The organism is Myxococcus sp. AB025B (assembly GCF_006518215.1).
Taxonomy (GTDB): Bacteria; Myxococcota; Myxococcia; order Myxococcales; family Myxococcaceae; genus Myxococcus; species Myxococcus fulvus.
In genome coordinates this window covers 13,734-29,006 of sequence record NZ_SRLW01000111.1, presented here as the reverse complement: position 1 = coordinate 29,006, position 15,273 = coordinate 13,734, and the positions used below count along the sequence as shown (strand labels likewise).

Sequence of the window (15,273 nt, the reverse complement as noted above, 5' to 3'; positions counted from 1 at the left end):
GCTCGTGGTGGCCATGACGGTGGGGTTCCTCCTGGGGGAGCGGCTGCTGGGCTGAGCCCTCCGGCCTGTATCAATCACACCGGGGGAGCGGGCCGGGCCCCACCTCCCGGCGGGGCGAAACAACGCTTCTCTTCCGGGGAGCCACGGAACAGGATGTCGGAGGATGTCTTCGCGCGTTGCCCTCCGCCCCCGATGTGACCGCTGCTATCTCCCGTCGCACCTGTGTCTGTGCGCGGAGATTCCCCGCGTGCAGACGCGCACGCGGTTCCTCCTGGTGCAGCACGCGCTGGAGATCCGCAAGAAGAGCAACACCGGCCGGGTGGCCGCGCTCGCCCTCACCAACGCCACCCTGCTCACCCACGGCTCGCCCGCCGACGTCCTGGACAGCTCCCTGTTCGCCGAGCCCGGCACGTGGCTGCTCTTCCCGGACGGGCCCGAGCTCCCCGAGGACACCCCGCCGCCCCGGCAGGTGGTGGTGCTGGATGGCAGCTGGTCCCAGGCGCGGCGGATGAGCCAGCGGCTCCCCACGCTGCGCCTGCTCCCCCGGCTCGTGCTGCCGCCGCCGCCCCCGGGAATGCTCCACCTGCGCGAGCCGAGCCACCCTGCGGGCATGTCCACCCTGGACGCGATAGCCCGCGCGGTGGAGCTGCTGGAGGGCCCCCAGACGGCGGCCCCCCTGGCGCGCCTGGCCCAGCTGCGCGTCCAGCGCATCGCCGAGTGCGGCTCGCTCAACCGCGAGGCGATGGGCCCCAGCCGCTGAGTCACGGCCTCGGGATGAGCACCATGTCCTCGTCCTGCTCCAGCTGGTAGGTGCCGTCCGGACGCAGGCAGGCCTCCGCGTGCTGGCGCAGCTTCCGGTCCATCTCCCGCGACGCCTCCGGCCCCATCGCCGCGAGCTGCTCGGCCGTGAAGCACCCCTCCAGCACGAAGAAGCGGCAGAGGGTGAACATCTCCTCGAAGGTGCGCGCGGTGAAGCCGCTCATCGCCGGGAGGACCTCGTGCGAGAGCGACATGCGCCCCAGGGTGTCCAGGAGCAGCTGCCCGAAGTTCAGCGTGTCGGCGAAGTCGCGGCACAGCTCGAACGTGGGCCCGCGCCCCGCCGCCATGATGATGAGGGCGTGGCCTCCGGGACGCACGAACGACAGGAGCCGGTCGATGAAGCCCGGCCAGTCCGAGGGCGGCACGTGGTACAGGACGTGGGAGCACAGGACCAGGTCGAAGCGCTCGGACGAATCGAACCGCTCGAAGGGCTCGATGAGCACCTTCGCCTTCTCCAGTCGCAGCTGCGCCACCTGCTCCGGGTTGGGTTCGAGCAACGTGAGCGAGCCGAAGCGCGTCGCCAGCGCCTGGGCCACCTTGCCGGAGCCCGCGCCCACGTCCAGGAGCGACGGCGCCTGGGACATGCGCGCAGACAAGCGCTCCTCGACGAGCCGCGCGATGTTCTCCGGATGGCGCGCGGTGGATGCGAGCAGACGGAACGCGGTGGCGTACTCCCGCGGGGACAGCGTGATTCCCATCGTCAGACCCCCAGCTCCAGTTGAACGGCCCCTCCCCCAGCCAGGGAAGGTGCCCCGAGCGTACAGCGGACGCTGCCCGCCGTTCACATCCCCAGTCGGCGCACCAGCTCCCGCGGCACCGGATAGACGGCCTCGCGGGGCAACAGCCGGGTGGCCTGCTCCGCGCGCCCTTCGTCCAGGTGCTTGCGCAGCTTGTGCACCAGCGGCGTCACGTCCGTGATGCAGACCACCCAATCCTCCACATAGCGCTGGATGATGGCGCGCCCCAGCCCCACCTGGATGCTGTCGTGCGGCAGCCCCGCGCCACGCAACGAGCGCTCCGGGTCCCACTGGACGTGGACGGGCGCCACCTCGAAGGCCTTCCTCCAGGCCTCCGGTGAGCCGTGGGCGCCGGGCTCGTACGCGGTGAGCACGCCCACCGCCAGCGCCGCCTCCCACCCCGCGCGGTGGATGCGCACCGCCAGGGTCCGCTCCTGCCCGCTCTTGCGCCCCCAGTTGGAGCGGTGCATCAGCCACAGGAAGCTGGGCTTCACCCAGGTCATCCGCCCCACGGAGAACGGCGGCCCGAAGCGCTGCGTCGCCACCGCCACGTCCGCGATGGCGTCCGGATAGGCCTGATACATCACGATGGAGCCCCGGTCGAAGTCCGCGCGGACCTCCCGCCGCGCGCTCATGACGCCCGCCTCCACCCACATCCTCGTCGCATGACGCGCACCGTAGCAGCTTCGCGTCCTTTCATTCCCTGAGAATCCCAGACATGGCGGACCCTGTCCTGGAGTCCCAGACGAGCGGGTGATGGAACACGCGTTCCCAGGTCCTCCGGACACCGCGAGCGACCAACATCAGGCAACGGACGCTGTCGCGGAGGGAGGTGTTCAGGACAAGCAAACTCCGACGGGGAGGGAGAGGGCACTGCCGGGGCCTCGCGATAGATTGCGATGGGGTTGCCAGTACCGAATTCTCCTTCGGGTTGTGATTGCACAGGCTGGCGACTTCATCTCTCGCTGGGGGGTAGTGCATGTTTGTGAAACGGGGACGCGGTGTCCTGGGTGCCACGCTGTTGAGCCTGACCCTGGGCGCCTGCACCGATGCCGACACACCGAAGGACCTACACGACGACGCCGCCACCCAGGCCGCAGCGGCCCTCGCCCAGGGCCACGAAGTCCTCTCCGCGGACCCGGACCAGGTCCCCACCTTCCTCCGAGGCAGGTTCGGTGAGGTCCCCACCGGCAAGCTCGCCCTCAAGGGACTTCAGACCCACTCCCTCGCGCCGGTGCTCGCCCGGGTGGCGCCGCTCTTCAAGCTCGACACCGAGCAGCTCTTCTTGAAGAAGGCCTACGTCGGCTCCGACGGGGACACGCACTACCGCTTCGGCGTGCGCTACCACGGCGTGGAGGTGCTGGGCGCGGAGCTGCGGCTGCACGCGCGCGACGGCCAGGTCTTCGCCATCAACGGCAACGCGCGAGGCGGCCTTGCCGCCCTCCAGAGCGACCCCATCGGCGTGGACCTGGCGAAGGCCAACGCCCTGGCGGACAAGGGTTCGGCGCCGGGCCTCGTCGTCCGCAAGGCGCCCGCGCTCGTCTACTGGAGGGACCAGGATCAGCTCATCCTCTCCTGGCGGGTGCTGGTGACGGGCGCGAAGCAGGACGGCACGCCCGTGAAGGAGTCGGTGCTCGTCAACGCCCGCTCCGGCGAGGTGTTCGAGCGCTTCAACCACATCCACTCCGCGCTCGACCGCATCGTCTACGACGGCCAGAACACCAACGACCTGCCGGGGACGGCGGCGCGCCGGGAGGGAGAAGCGCCGCACGCGGACCCCGTCGTCAACGCGGCGTACGACAACACGGGCGCCGTCTGGCGCTGCTACAAGGAGCTGTTCGACCGCGACTCCTACGACGACCTCGGCGCGACGCTCCACTCCACCGTCCACCACCGCGTCAACTACGTGAACGCGTACTGGGACGGCGAGCAGATGGTCTTCGGCGACGGTGACGGCACCACCGCCATCAACCTGGCCTACGGCCTGGACGTCATCGCCCACGAGCTGACGCACGCGGTGACGGAAGTCGACTCGGACCTCATCTATTCGGGTGAGTCCGGCGGCCTCAACGAGTCCATCTCCGACATCTTCGGCGCCGTCTGCGAGTGGCACAGCGAGGGCAAGGTCATCAACGAGGGCACCTACCTGGTGGGCGAGGACGTGTGGACGCCCGAAGTCCCCGGCGATGCGCTGCGCTACATGAACAACCCCACCCAGGATGGGGACTCGCTGGACGACTACCACAACTACAGCAACGGCGTGGACGTCCACTACAGCTCCGGCATCTCCAACCTGGCCTTCTACCTGCTGGCCCAGGGCGGCACGCACCCGCGCTTCCCCACGCGCCCGGCCGTGACGGGCATCGGCATCGAGATGGCGGGCCGCATCTTCTACAAGGCCAACCGGGACCTGCTCATGCCCAACTCCACCTTCGACGCCGCCAGGATCGCCACGGAGCAGGCCGCCGTCCAGCTGGGCTATGACGCGTCCGTCGTCGCCTCCGTCGCCGCGGCCTGGAAGGCCGTGAACGTGGGCGTCGTGTTCGAGCCGACCGACCCCTTCGAGCTCGAGCGCAACGTGCCCGTCGTCCTCTCCGGCACGGCGAGCGGCGCCAAGGAGTACGGCTGGGCCGAGGTGCCCGAGGGCGCCACCAACCTGCGCTTCACCCTGTCCGGCACCACGGGCGACCCGGACCTGTACATCCGCCAGGGCAACTACCCCACGACGGGCCTCTATGACTGCCGGCCCTACCGCTCCGGCGCCAACGAGGAGTGCGTCTTCCCCACGCCCACCGCCGGCAAGTGGTACGCGATGGTCAACACCTATACGCCCTACACCAACGCCTCGCTGGTGATGAAGTTCGACGGCGGCTTCTTCCCGCTCGAGCCCAACGTGGTGGTGAGCGGACTGTCCGCCCCCGCCAATGGCAGCCATGGCTACATCGTGCAGGTGCCGGCGCGCGCGAACGGCAAGCCGCGCAGCGTCACCGTGCAGCTGCTGGGCGGCACGGGCAACGCGGACCTCTACGTGCGCATGGGGGCCATCCCCAACCATTACGAGTACGACTGCCGCGGCATGAAGGAGACCAACGCCGAGAAGTGCGTCATCCCCCAGGTCACCTCCGGCAAGCTGTATGTCTGGGTTGTCGGCGCGAAGGGCGGCTATCAGAACACCGCCATTCTCGTGTCCTATCCTCCCTGAGACGTGACACCGCCCCTCGCGGCCCTCCCGCCTCCGCCCGGACCCTCGGGCGGCGGTGGACGGCCGCGCGGGGCCCCGTGGCGTGCGTCCGCGCCCCGAGCGGGGCTACACTGCCGGGGTCATGCTCACGCTGAACGACAGGGCTGGGTTGTCCCCCGAGGAGCGCTCGGCGCTGGAGCGGGAGCTTGGGCCGCTCACCCTGCTCCAGGACGTGGTGCGCTGGGGCTTCGCGAGCACACCGCCGCGCGACGTGACCGAGGTCGTCGTGCAGGACGAGTTCACCCACGACGTGGTGCTGCCCTGGAAGGACGGGGGCTACCTCGTCTTCGACACCACCTGACTGGGCGGTGTGAATGCGGTCTCCGTGTGGGACCGTCGACCCAGCGCCGATGACCTCCTGGACGCCCGGCTCCAGGCGGGCTGGACGCCCACGCCCACGAGCACCGTCGACGGGGACGTCATCCTGGGTCACGCCGCGTGCAGGGTGCCGCCCGGCAAGGGCCCGGCGACACCCTGAGCGTGTGTCCTCGACTACTTGCCCTTCTCCTTCACCCACGAGTCCTTCAGGGACACGGTGCGGTTGAAGACGGGCTTGCCGGGCTGCGAGTCCTTCGGGTCCGCGAAGAAGTAGCCCAGCCGCTCGAACTGGAAGCGCGACTCCGGCGCCGCGTCGGCGAGCATCGGCTCCACGCGCGCCGAGCGCAGCACCTCCAGGCTGTTCGGGTTCAGGAACGTGGTGAAGTCCGTCGCGTCGTCAGAGTCCGGGCTCTCCACGGAGAAGAGCCGGTCGTACAGCCGCACCTCCGCGGTGGGCGCGTTGCCCGGCACCCAGTGCAGCGTGCCCTTCACCTTGCGGCCATCCGGCGAGTCCCCGCCGCGCGTGGCCGGGTCATAGGTGCAGCGCAGCTCCACCACCTTGCCGTCCGCGTCCTTGATGACCTCCTTGCAGGTGATGAAGTACGCCGAGCGCAGGCGCACCTCCTTGCCCGGCGCCAGCCGGAAGAAGCCCTTGGCGGGGACCTCCATGAAGTCGTCCGCCTCGATGTAGAGCTCGCGCATGAACGGCACCTGGCGCGTGCCCATCTCCGGCTTCTGCGGGTGGTTCTGCACCTCCAGCATCTCCACCTGGCCTTCGGGGTAGTTCTCCACCACCACCTTGAGCGGCCGCAGCACCGCCATGGCCCGGGGCGCCGTCTCGTTCAGGTCCTCCCGGATGCACAGCTCCAGCACGCCCATGTCGATGAGCTGCTGCGTCTTGCTGACGCCCGCGCGCGTGGCGAAGTCGCGGATGGACGCGGGCGTGAAGCCCCGGCGGCGCAGGCCGCTGATGGTCATCATCCGCGGGTCGTCCCAGCCGGAGACGTACTTCTCCGTGACGAGCTTGAGCAGCTTGCGCTTGCTCATCACCGTGTAGTTGAGGTTCAGCCGGTTGAACTCGTACTGGTACGGCCGGTCCCCTTTGATGAGGCTGTCGACGATCCAGTCGTACAGCACCCGCCGGTTCTCGAACTCCAGCGTGCAGACGGAGTGGGTGATTCCCTCAATCGCGTCCGACAGGCAGTGCGCGAAGTCGTAGAGCGGGTAGATGGGCCACGCCTCGCCGGTGCGGTGGTGGTGCGCGTGGCGGATGCGGTAGATGGGCGGGTCGCGCAGCACGGGGTTGGGCGACGCCATGTCGATCTTGGCGCGCAGCGTGTGCTTGCCGTCGGGGAACTCCCCGCCGCGCATGCGCGAGAACAGGTCCAGGTTCTCCTCCACGGAGCGGGTGCGGTACGGGCTGTCACGGCCCGGCGTGGTGAAGTCGCCGCGGTACTCGCGAATCTCCTCCGGCGACAGGCTGCACACGTACGCCTTGCCCTGCTTGATGAGCTGCACGGCGAAGTCGTAGAGCTTCGGGAAGTAGTCGGAGGCGTAGAACTTGCGGTCCGCCCAGTCGAAGCCGAGCCACTTCACGTCGCGCTGGATGGCCTCGACGTAGTCGGTGTCCTCGGTGACGGGGTTGGTGTCGTCGAAGCGCAGGTTGCACAGCCCCTCGTATTGCTTCGCCAGCCCGAAGTTGAGGCAGATGGACTTGGCGTGGCCGATGTGGAGGTAGCCGTTGGGCTCGGGCGGGAAGCGGGTGTGCACGCGTCCTGCGTGCTTTCCCGTGCGCCGGTCTTCCTCGATGATCTCCTGGAGGAAGTTCAGGCCCTGCGTCTCGTTCGTCGTCGTCATGATGGGGGCGAATCCTCGTGAAGCCGCCCGGGGCCGGCAAGGGATTCCTTTCAGAGCGAGTCCAGGAGCGCCTCCCAGGCACCCAGCGCCTTGGCCGAGGACAGCTCCTCCGCGCGGGCCCGGGCCTTCCGGGCAAGGTCCTTGCGGTGCACCTCGTCCGAGACGGCTCGGGCCAGCGCCTGGGCCAGCGCCGGGGCGTCCTCCACTGGAACCAGCACGCCGTGCCGCCCATTCTCCAGCACCTCCGCGGGGCCGGACGGGCAGTCGGTGCTCACCACCGGGCACCCCAGGGCGAGCGCCTCCAGGAGCACCATGGGCAGCCCCTCGAACCGGGAGGACAGCGCGAACACCGCCGCGCGGCGCATCAGCGCGTGCGGGTTGGACGCAAAGCCCGGCATGAACACGCTCGACTCCACCCCCAGCGAGCGCGCCAGCGCCTTCAATTCGGTCTCCAGCGAACCCACCCCCAGGATGAGCAGGTGGTGGTCCACGCCCTCCTGGCGCGCCAGGGCATGGGCGCGGATGAGCACGTCGAAGCCCTTCTGGGGCTCCAGCCGGCCCACGGCGATGACCACCGGGCGCGCGAAGACGGGGCCCGCCCAGTCCGGCACCGGCCCGTCCGCGGCGGCGCGCACCACCTCCCCGTCCACGAAGTTGGGGATGACCTGCAGCCGCTCCTCGGGCACGGGGACCAGGGACTGGAAGGAGCGCGCCGTGTCATGGCCACACGCGACGATGCGCTGCATGCGCGGGTAGAGCAGCCGCAGGCCCCACAGCTGGCGGCGCGGCTGCTCGCGGTGGAAGGCACCCCAGTCGAAGTGGATCATCCCCACCACGGGCTTGCCGAGCAGCTTCCCGGCCAGGCAGGCCAACAGCGCCGCGCGCCCCTCCTGCCCCGCGACGATGACGTCCGCCTCGCGGGCATGGCGCAACAGGTGCCACAGGTACAGGGGCAGGTTCTGCCGGTGGTAGTCGTAGGAGTCGGTGGCCCAGGAGACCTCGGTGTTCGCGGGCAGCCGGTCCTCGCGCCCCGGTGGAGGTCGGTGGTGGAAGAACAGCCGGGTGGCGAAGCGCCGGGGGTCCAGCCCCGCGAGGACGTTGCACACCGAGCGCTCGATGCCGCCTCCGCCCAGGAACACGAGCGTGAACAGCACTCGCTTCCTCCCAGGGTCTTTCGAGGCGTCTCGTGGCACCGGCACCAGCATCCAGCCCCCCACTCCCTGAAGGCGGGTGCACCGTAACCCAAGGGTGTCACGCCCGCCAACAAGACGGACGGCTGCAACGTCTCCTGGCGACACATCGCGCGCCTCCCGGCGTACGCTCCGCCGGCACCCAGGCAGACCGCCGGGCTCTCCCGTCCTGTCACGCTCCGTGATGACCGCGCTCCGTCCACGACTCCTCGTCCCCCTGGTCCTGCTCCTCGGCGTACTCGCGTCCGTGGGGCTGCTCGTCGTGAAGGGGCACCGCATCGGCCAGGGCCTGCTGCACCCACCCCACGTGCCGGTGACGCGGCCGTCCGCCGCGCCGGAGCTGGACGCGATGCGGGACGTCACCTTCACCAACGCGGACGGGCTGACGCTGCGCGGCTGGTACGTGCCCTCACAGAACCGCGCCGCGGTGGTGCTGGTGCATGGCTTCGCGGACAACCGCGCGCAGCTGCTCTTCGAGGCCCGCGCGCTGGCCCAGGCCGGCTACGGCGTGCTGCTGTTCGACCTGCGCGCCCATGGCGAGAGCGGCGGAGACCGCGTGACGTGGGGAGACCTGGAGCGCCGCGACGTGACGGCCGCGCTGGACTTCGTGGCGGCGCGGCCAGACGTGGACCCCGCCAGGCTGGGGCTCTTCGGCTTCTCCATGGGCGGCACCACCGCGCTGCTGGTGGCCGAGCACGACGCGCGCGTGAAGGCGGTGGCGGCCGCGGGCGCGTACCCCGCCCTGGAGGCGGACGTGTACTCGGGCTACGGCAGGTGGGGCGCCCTGAGCGCGGAGCCGGTGCTGTGGACGCTGCGCCGCGCGGGCGTGGACATGGACGCGGTGCGCCCCATCGACGGCATGTGCCAGCTCAAGGGCCGCCCGCTCCTGCTCGTCAACGGCGACGTGGACCCGGACGCGCCCGCCAAGCTCCAGGCCAGCCTGTTCCGCGCGGCCTGCGAGCCCAAGACGCTGTGGGTCGTCGAGGGCGCGGGCCATGGCGAGTACGCCCGCGTGGCCCCGGAGGAGTACGCGCGCCGGCTGCGCGAGCACTTCGACCGGGCGCTGCTGGGCGCGGGATGAGCCACGCGGCTCAGGGGCCGGGCTCGGGCTCCGGCGCGTCCGACGCGGGCACCCAATCCGGCTCCGCGTCCAGCGCGGGCCGCCCCTGGAGCAGCTCGTGCGGACGGAAGCCGCCCTTGTAGCGCAGGGACGCGCACGCCTGGACGCGGAAGCCCAGGTACACGTGGGGGATGCCCCGCGCCTTCGCCAGCTCCACCTGGAACACCACGTTGGCGGTGCCCGGGGACAGCCGCGCGTAGTCCGGGTCGTAGAAGAAGTACACCGCGCTCCACGCGCGCGGCGTCTCGTCGCAGATGCCCAGCGCCACCAGCCGGGGGCCGCCCTCCGCCGCGTCGTCGTACCAGGCCACCTCGCGCGCGGAGGGGTGCGGGAAGGAGAACTGGAGCGAGTACTCGCGCACCGTGAGCGGCGAGGGCTCCCACTCCCGCGAGGCCTCGCGCTCCGCGTGCCAGGCCCGGTAGAGCGCCAGCCGCTCCTCGTCGGCCCTGGGGACGCCCACCTCCACCCGCAGGTGGGCGCACGCGGCCCGGGCGCGGCGCTGGCTGCGGTTGGGCCGGAAACCCTCCACCGGGACGCGCAGCGACACGCACTCCTGGCAGTCCGCGCAGGCGGGCCGGAAGTACACCGGCCCGAAGCGCCGCCAGCCGCGCACCAGCAGGTGCTCGTACTCCTCCGGCGACACGTCCCGCAGCACCAGGTTCTCCAGCGAGGCCTGCCGCTCGGGCAGGTAGCTGCAGGGGCGCGGGGGCTCGACGTCGTGTGCCAGCAGGAGGGCCATTTGCGTCCATGTTCCTGTCCGGCCCGCGGTCCGGCGTCAAGTCGCCGGAGGGCGCCCGGACACTCCCCGAGGCCGGAGCGCCGCGCCCCGCACGCCCTCCTGTCACGCGTCCGACGGCCCCCCGCCCTCCCAGGCCCATGGCATGACGACTGCAGCCTCTCCCCGTCGACCCCCACGCGAAGGCGGAAGCACATGGCGAGAGACTGCCTGCAGCCCTGGATGGACCGGCTGGCCCATGTCGACGTGGAGGTCCAGGACACCTCGCCCCGCGCCCGGCTGGGGGGCCGCGAGTGGGATGGCCAGGGCCTGGCCATGCGGCGCCCCCGAGTGGAGGCCCGCCTCGCGGAGCAGGACATCGTTGCCCCACGGACGGCGATTTCCCGGCAGGTCGAGCAGGACCCCGGGTGGGATTCCGACGACTTCGATTTCGCGGTGGCGAGCTACTGACGCCCGCGCCGCTTCTCAAGCTCATCCATTTTGAGAACGCACGTTCCCGCAACCCTTGCGCGTGGAGCAGGCGTGCGCGCAAGCCTGGCGGCGGCGCCAACCCGGAGGCGTCTTCTCAGGCCCCGGCGCGAACGCATATAAGCCTGACATGTCCGCAATCGATGTCTCGGTGGTGATGCCCACCCACCGACGAGAGAAGGAAGTGGTGGAGGCCATCCGCTCGGTGCTCCGCCAGGAGGGGGTCCACGTGGAGGTCATCGTGTTGGATGACACACCGGAGGGCACCGCCCGGGCGTCGGTGGAGGGGCTGGGCGACTCGCGCGTGCGCTACGTGGTGAACGACCCGCCGTCCAAGGGGCGCCCCGCGGTGGTGCGAAACCACGGCGTGACGCTGGCCCGGGGCCGCTACCTGCACTTCCTGGACGACGACGACATGCTCGCCGAGGGCGCGCTGCACGCCATGGTGAGCGCGCTGGACGCGCGGCCGGACGCGGGCGTGGCGGTGGGCTGGGTGGTGCCGTTCGGCGACGACGCGGACTGGCTCAAGGACAAGAGCGAGTACTTCCAGTGGGCGGCCAAGGTGGGCGCCAGCACGCCCAACAGCGCGTGGACGGTGGCGCACATCCTGTTCCGCGGGACGCTGTACGTGAACTCCGCGTGCATGGTGCGCCGCGAGCACTTCGCGACGCTGGGCGGCTTCGACGCGTCCATCCCCGTCTACGAGGACGTGGACTTCTACCTGCGCGGCATCCGCGCCTTCGGCCACGTCTACGTGGACCGCCCCATCCTGCACTACCGCACCGGCCGGCCCTCGCTGATGCACAACCTGGGCAAGGACGGCACGCTGGTGATGCAGTCCAACGAGATGATCCACGGCAAGTACCGCAAGACGAACGGCGCGCTGGAGTACCGCGCGCTGCAGCTGCTCATGCGGACCCTGCCGTTCGACATCGCCAAGAAGCTGCCCTTGTGGCTGCCCAGGCAGGGCCGGGTCTCATGAGCTTGAAGAGTCGGTTCGTCGGCACGGCCAAGCGTCAGGTGAAGCAGACGCTCAGGCCCGTGCTCCAGCGCGCCATGGCGCCCGCGCGCACGGAGATTCCCGCGTCGTACTGGGGGCTGCAGCACGTCCCCGGCCAGGGGCTGAGCCTGGAAGGCGTGGCGCTCAAGTCGCTGGTGGAGCGCTTCGGCTCGCCGCTGCACGTGGTGCACCTGGCGGCGCTCAAGCGCAACGTGGAGCGCTTCCTCGCGGTGCCCCCGGGGCGCGCGGGTGGGTGCGAGGTGTTCTACTCGTACAAGACGAACCCGATCCCCGGCGTGCTGGAGGTGCTGCACGGGATGGGCGTGGGCGCGGAAATCATCTCCGCCTACGAGCTGTGGCTGGCGCTGCGGCTGGGCGTCGCGCCCGAGCGCATCGTCTACAACGGCCCGGTGAAGTCGGAGGCCTCCGTGCGCGAGGCCATCGGCCGGGGCATCCAGCTGCTCGCCGCGAACCACGCGGAGGAGCTGGGCCTGTTCGCGCGCGTCGCGGCGGAGCTGGACAAGCGTCCGCGCGTGGCGGTGCGGGTGAGCACGGACAGCGGCTGGGCGGCGCAGTTCGGCACGCCCATCGCGGGCGGCGCGGCGCTCCGGGCGTATGCGCAGGCGCGGGCGTCGTCGCACCTGGACGTGGTGGGCCTGCACGCGCACCGGGGCGCCACCATCCGCACCGAGGGCGAGCTGACGGGCTTCGTGGAGGCGGTGCTCGGCTTCACGGACACGCTGCACCAGGAGCTGGGGCTGGACCTGGAGGTGCTGGATTTGGGCGGCAGCCTCTGCACGCCGTCGGTGGAGCACATCGCCGAGCGCGACTGGCGCCTCAACCTGACCTTCTTCCGGGACGTGCCGGCGCCGGACCCGGCGGCGTCGCTGGACATCTCGCGCTACGTGGCGCTCGTGGTGGAGATGGTGGAGTCGCACTACGAAAAGAAGGGGCGCGCGCGACCGCGCATCTTCCTGGAGCCGGGCCGCGCCATGACGGGCGACACGCAGCTCTTGCTCGGCAGCGTGCACACGCTCAAGGCGGGCGAGGACCGGACGTGGGCGGTGCTCGACGCGGGCGTGAACCATGCCGAGTGCGTGCGCAACGAGTACCACCAGCTCTTCCACGTGGACCGGCCGGACGCGCCCGCCGAGCGCGTCTACACGGTGGTGGGCCCCATCTGCACGCCGGGCGACACGCTGTACCACGCCAAGCGGCTGCCGGAGCTGGTCGAGGGTGACACGCTGGCCATCATGGACGCGGGCGCGTACTTCGTGCCGTTCGCGACGTCCTTCTCGTATCCGCAGCCGGCCATCATCGCGCTGGACGGCGGCGAGGCGCGGCTCTTGCGTCGGGCGGAGACGTTCGAGGACCAGGTGGCGCTCGACACGGTGGCGAAGAGCCCGGGCAAGCCCGAGGCGGCCTGAGCGCCGCGTCGAGGTCCGCCGCCCGTGCGCGCTGACACACGGGCGGCGAAGGCCTGCTAGCGGTTGAGCACCATCATCCGCAGGAAGGCGCGCGGGTGGCGCGCGGAGCCGTAGAGGATCTGCGCCACCTCCACCGCGGACGGCATCGGGTCATCCGAGTCGATGAGCGGGTCCACCGCCACCTGACGGTGCGTCCGCAGCCAGCGTCGCCACTGCTTCGCCTCGTCGGCGGGCAGCGCACCGGACAGCCGCTGGAGGTTGAGCAGCATCTCCAGGGCGATGCGGTTGCAGAACACCTCGCCGCGTCCGGTCCACGCGCGCGCCGACTGCCCCACGCGCTCCAGCGCGTCAAAGTCACCCAGCGCCGCGTGATAGGCCATGAGCGGCAGCGGCAGTCCGCGCGCGATGTCGAAGCCCATCTGCCCGTAGTACCGCGGGTTGAAGTCGATGAGCAGGAAGTCGTCCTTCGTCTGGATGAACTCCACCTCGAAGACGCCGTGGTAGCCCAGCTTCGCGCACAGCTTGCGCAGGCCGTCGGCCAGGTCCTGGCGCACCGGCGCGGACTCGAAGCACACGCCCACGCCCAGGCGGCGCGGACGCTGGAGCACCTTCATGGCGCCGCGCACCTCGAACAGCGCGCCCGTGCGGTCCACGAAGCCCGACAGGCTGTAGATGCCCTGGGCCGCCTCGGGGTGGAACTCCTGCACCATGGGCCGCGCCACGGCCGGGTCGAACTTCACCAGCATGGGCGCGTAGCCGTCGCGCGCGAAGGCGCGGTACTCCTCCACGAGCTGCGAGGGCTCCGCGACGGGCAGGCCCTTGCGGTGCGTGGAGTAGAGGATCTGCGTCGTCGGCTTGATGAGGACGGGGAAGCGCGCCTCGCGGGAGATGCTCTCCAGGTCCGCCTCGGACTCGGGGAACCAGGTGCGCGGCAGCGTCAGCCCCACCGCCTGGCCCGCCTCGAAGAGCTTGCGCTTGTTGAGCAGCCCGTAGACGGCGTCGATGCCGGGGTCGTAGAGGTGGAAGTAGCGCGACAGCTCCTTCGCGTGCACGGACACCAGCCACGCCAGCTCGTCGCTCGTCGGATACAGCACGTGGCTCATGGGCGCCCGGGCTCCGAAGTCGAGGAGCCACGCGAGGAACGCCTCGGGCTGGGACTCGGGAGGGCACTGCACGCGGTTCCCGACGAAGCGCGACCAGCTCGCGGGGCCCAGCCGTCCGGGGTCCGCCACGGTGACGCGGATGCCATTGCGCCCGAAGCACCGCGCGGCGGCGAGCGTTCCATAGAAGCCAGCGGAGAAGAGCAGCGCGGCCGGCCGCTCTCCCACGCGCTCTGTCGCCGACTGCTGCACCTTCACGTCTTCTGCCTGCACCTGTGCTGTCTCCCGTTGGAGGGCCCCACACCATATCCGCCCCCTCCGCCATTTGCCCCTCCCTCTTCGAGGCGCTTGATTGGAGGGCGAATCATCTGGGGTGGATGGGGATGGGGTTGCCCGGCCCCATGCGTCAGGACGCCACACCGGTCGGCGGCCGCCATAGCAGGTAACCGGAGTCGAGCAGCCATGAGTCCGTGGAGACGCCGTCCACCTGCCGACACAGACGTGAGACAGACTCGCGGAAGGCAGCCGCGGGCGCGCAGTAGCCGGCGTCACGAGCCTGTTTCCACGCGTCGACCCAGGACATGAAGAAGGCGTGGATGGGCTCACCGGGGCGCACGCGGCGGCGCAAGTCACGCGGCAGCCAGTCGCGGAACAAGAGCGGCGCGAAGCCCTGGCGGAAGTCGGTGTGGAAGAGCAGGGCCTCGCGAGCGGGCGGCGACTCGGGAGTGCTGTCGGAGCGACGCAGCAGGTGCGCGGTGAGAACGGAACCCTCCGGGTCCGAGCTGCCCTCCACGAGCAGCCCCGAGGGGAGCAGGAAGCGGCTGAGCGCGTGGTGCACCTCGGCGACGCGCTCCACGGGTCCCTGTCGCAGGAGGTTCATGGCCCGCACGAGGCGGGCGGGCTCCTCCGGGGACAGGGGCAGCGCGAAGCCGCCCTGACGGAAGTGGGTGCGAGGCCCCGCATGGGCTTGAGCGGCGAGGGCCCGCGCGTCATCGAGCTCCACGCCGATGACGACGAGGCCCGGATGGAGCGCGCGAAAGGCGCTGGCGCTCTCGAGGGTCGTCCACGGATGTTCGCCGAAGCCCACGTCCACGAAGACGGCATGGGCCCACGGACCGTCGACGCGCGATAGCAACGTGGGCTCGAAGCGGCACAGGAAGGCATCGAGCGCGCGCAGCCTCCCGGGTGCGGTGCGCCCCCGCGTCTTCGCGTCGAGCGTGGACATGCCCGGGTCTTCGATGAGGCGGCCCCATCGCGTCA

15 protein-coding genes are annotated in these 15,273 nt (G+C 70.7%); 8 read left to right on the top strand and 7 right to left on the bottom strand.

Features of this window, described 5'->3' with window-relative positions:
- The first annotated feature begins 163 nt into the window (after positions 1-163).
- On the top strand, positions 164-760 hold the full coding sequence (locus FL311_RS19895) for a tRNA-uridine aminocarboxypropyltransferase (protein WP_141327100.1): 597 nt from the start codon (positions 164-166) through the stop codon (positions 758-760).
- A gap of 1 nt (position 761) precedes the next feature.
- Here FL311_RS19895 and FL311_RS19890 read toward each other — a convergent pair whose 3' ends face one another.
- Together FL311_RS19890 and FL311_RS19885 are read right to left on the bottom strand one after the other, a co-directional pair.
- Positions 762-1,517 carry a bifunctional 2-polyprenyl-6-hydroxyphenol methylase/3-demethylubiquinol 3-O-methyltransferase UbiG gene (locus tag FL311_RS19890; RefSeq protein WP_141327098.1) on the bottom strand — a complete coding sequence of 252 codons (756 nt, stop codon included), beginning with the start codon at positions 1,515-1,517 and terminating at the stop codon, positions 762-764.
- Between the two features lie 83 nt (positions 1,518-1,600).
- Positions 1,601-2,191: a DUF4291 domain-containing protein gene (locus tag FL311_RS19885; protein WP_141327096.1), complete on the bottom strand. Its 591-nt coding sequence runs from the start codon at positions 2,189-2,191 to the stop codon at positions 1,601-1,603.
- 344 nt (positions 2,192-2,535) lie between these two features.
- On the opposite strand from FL311_RS19885, the gene FL311_RS19880 reads away from it, so the two are divergent.
- From FL311_RS19880 to FL311_RS19870, 3 genes are all read left to right on the top strand, one after another.
- Positions 2,536-4,758, top strand: a complete 2,223-nt coding sequence (locus FL311_RS19880) for a M4 family metallopeptidase (protein ID WP_141327094.1) — start codon at positions 2,536-2,538, stop codon at positions 4,756-4,758.
- A gap of 121 nt (positions 4,759-4,879) precedes the next feature.
- The gene (locus FL311_RS19875) at positions 4,880-5,098 is read left to right on the top strand and encodes a hypothetical protein (RefSeq protein WP_141327092.1); all 219 of its coding nucleotides are present in this window, start codon (positions 4,880-4,882) and stop codon (positions 5,096-5,098) included.
- 24 nt (positions 5,099-5,122) lie between these two features.
- Positions 5,123-5,275, top strand: coding sequence for a hypothetical protein (locus FL311_RS19870; protein ID WP_153882693.1), 153 nt, complete (start codon positions 5,123-5,125; stop codon positions 5,273-5,275).
- 14 nt (positions 5,276-5,289) lie between these two features.
- Here the strand turns inward: FL311_RS19870 and FL311_RS19865 are convergent, their stop codons facing one another.
- Positions 5,290-6,972 (bottom strand): glutamine--tRNA ligase/YqeY domain fusion protein, encoded by a 1,683-nt coding sequence (locus tag FL311_RS19865; protein WP_141327090.1) that lies wholly within the window; start codon positions 6,970-6,972, stop codon positions 5,290-5,292.
- A 50-nt stretch (positions 6,973-7,022) separates the two neighbouring features.
- Positions 7,023-8,126: a glycosyltransferase gene (locus tag FL311_RS19860; protein ID WP_228556971.1), complete on the bottom strand. Its 1,104-nt coding sequence runs from the start codon at positions 8,124-8,126 to the stop codon at positions 7,023-7,025.
- A gap of 220 nt (positions 8,127-8,346) precedes the next feature.
- On the opposite strand from FL311_RS19860, the gene FL311_RS19855 reads away from it, so the two are divergent.
- Positions 8,347-9,243, top strand: a complete 897-nt coding sequence (locus FL311_RS19855; protein WP_141327086.1) for an alpha/beta hydrolase — start codon at positions 8,347-8,349, stop codon at positions 9,241-9,243.
- Between the two features lie 10 nt (positions 9,244-9,253).
- Here FL311_RS19855 and FL311_RS19850 read toward each other — a convergent pair whose 3' ends face one another.
- Positions 9,254-10,021, bottom strand: coding sequence for an arginyltransferase (locus tag FL311_RS19850; protein ID WP_141327085.1), 768 nt, complete (start codon positions 10,019-10,021; stop codon positions 9,254-9,256).
- A 192-nt stretch (positions 10,022-10,213) separates the two neighbouring features.
- Between FL311_RS19850 and FL311_RS19845 the strand changes: the two genes are divergently transcribed.
- The 3 genes from FL311_RS19845 (at position 10,214) to FL311_RS19835 (ending at position 12,913) form a co-directional block, all read left to right on the top strand.
- On the top strand, positions 10,214-10,468 hold the full coding sequence (locus tag FL311_RS19845) for a hypothetical protein (protein ID WP_141327083.1): 255 nt from the start codon (positions 10,214-10,216) through the stop codon (positions 10,466-10,468).
- A gap of 148 nt (positions 10,469-10,616) precedes the next feature.
- Complete coding sequence (locus tag FL311_RS19840) at positions 10,617-11,468, top strand: glycosyltransferase family 2 protein (protein ID WP_141327081.1); 852 nt, start codon at positions 10,617-10,619, stop codon at positions 11,466-11,468.
- A complete protein-coding gene (locus tag FL311_RS19835) occupies positions 11,465-12,913 on the top strand; it encodes a pyridoxal-dependent decarboxylase (protein ID WP_141327079.1) in 1,449 nt (482 codons plus the stop codon). Before FL311_RS19840 ends, FL311_RS19835 begins: the two co-directional genes overlap by 4 nt.
- A gap of 56 nt (positions 12,914-12,969) precedes the next feature.
- On the opposite strand, the gene FL311_RS19830 is transcribed toward FL311_RS19835, so the two are convergent.
- Positions 12,970-14,286 carry a carbamoyl-phosphate synthase gene (locus FL311_RS19830; RefSeq protein ID WP_228556970.1) on the bottom strand — a complete coding sequence of 439 codons (1,317 nt, stop codon included), beginning with the start codon at positions 14,284-14,286 and terminating at the stop codon, positions 12,970-12,972.
- A gap of 133 nt (positions 14,287-14,419) precedes the next feature.
- Entirely contained in the window at positions 14,420-15,238 is an 819-nt protein-coding gene (locus tag FL311_RS19825) for a methylase (RefSeq protein WP_141327104.1), read from the bottom strand.
- Positions 15,239-15,273: the final 35 nt, after the last annotated feature.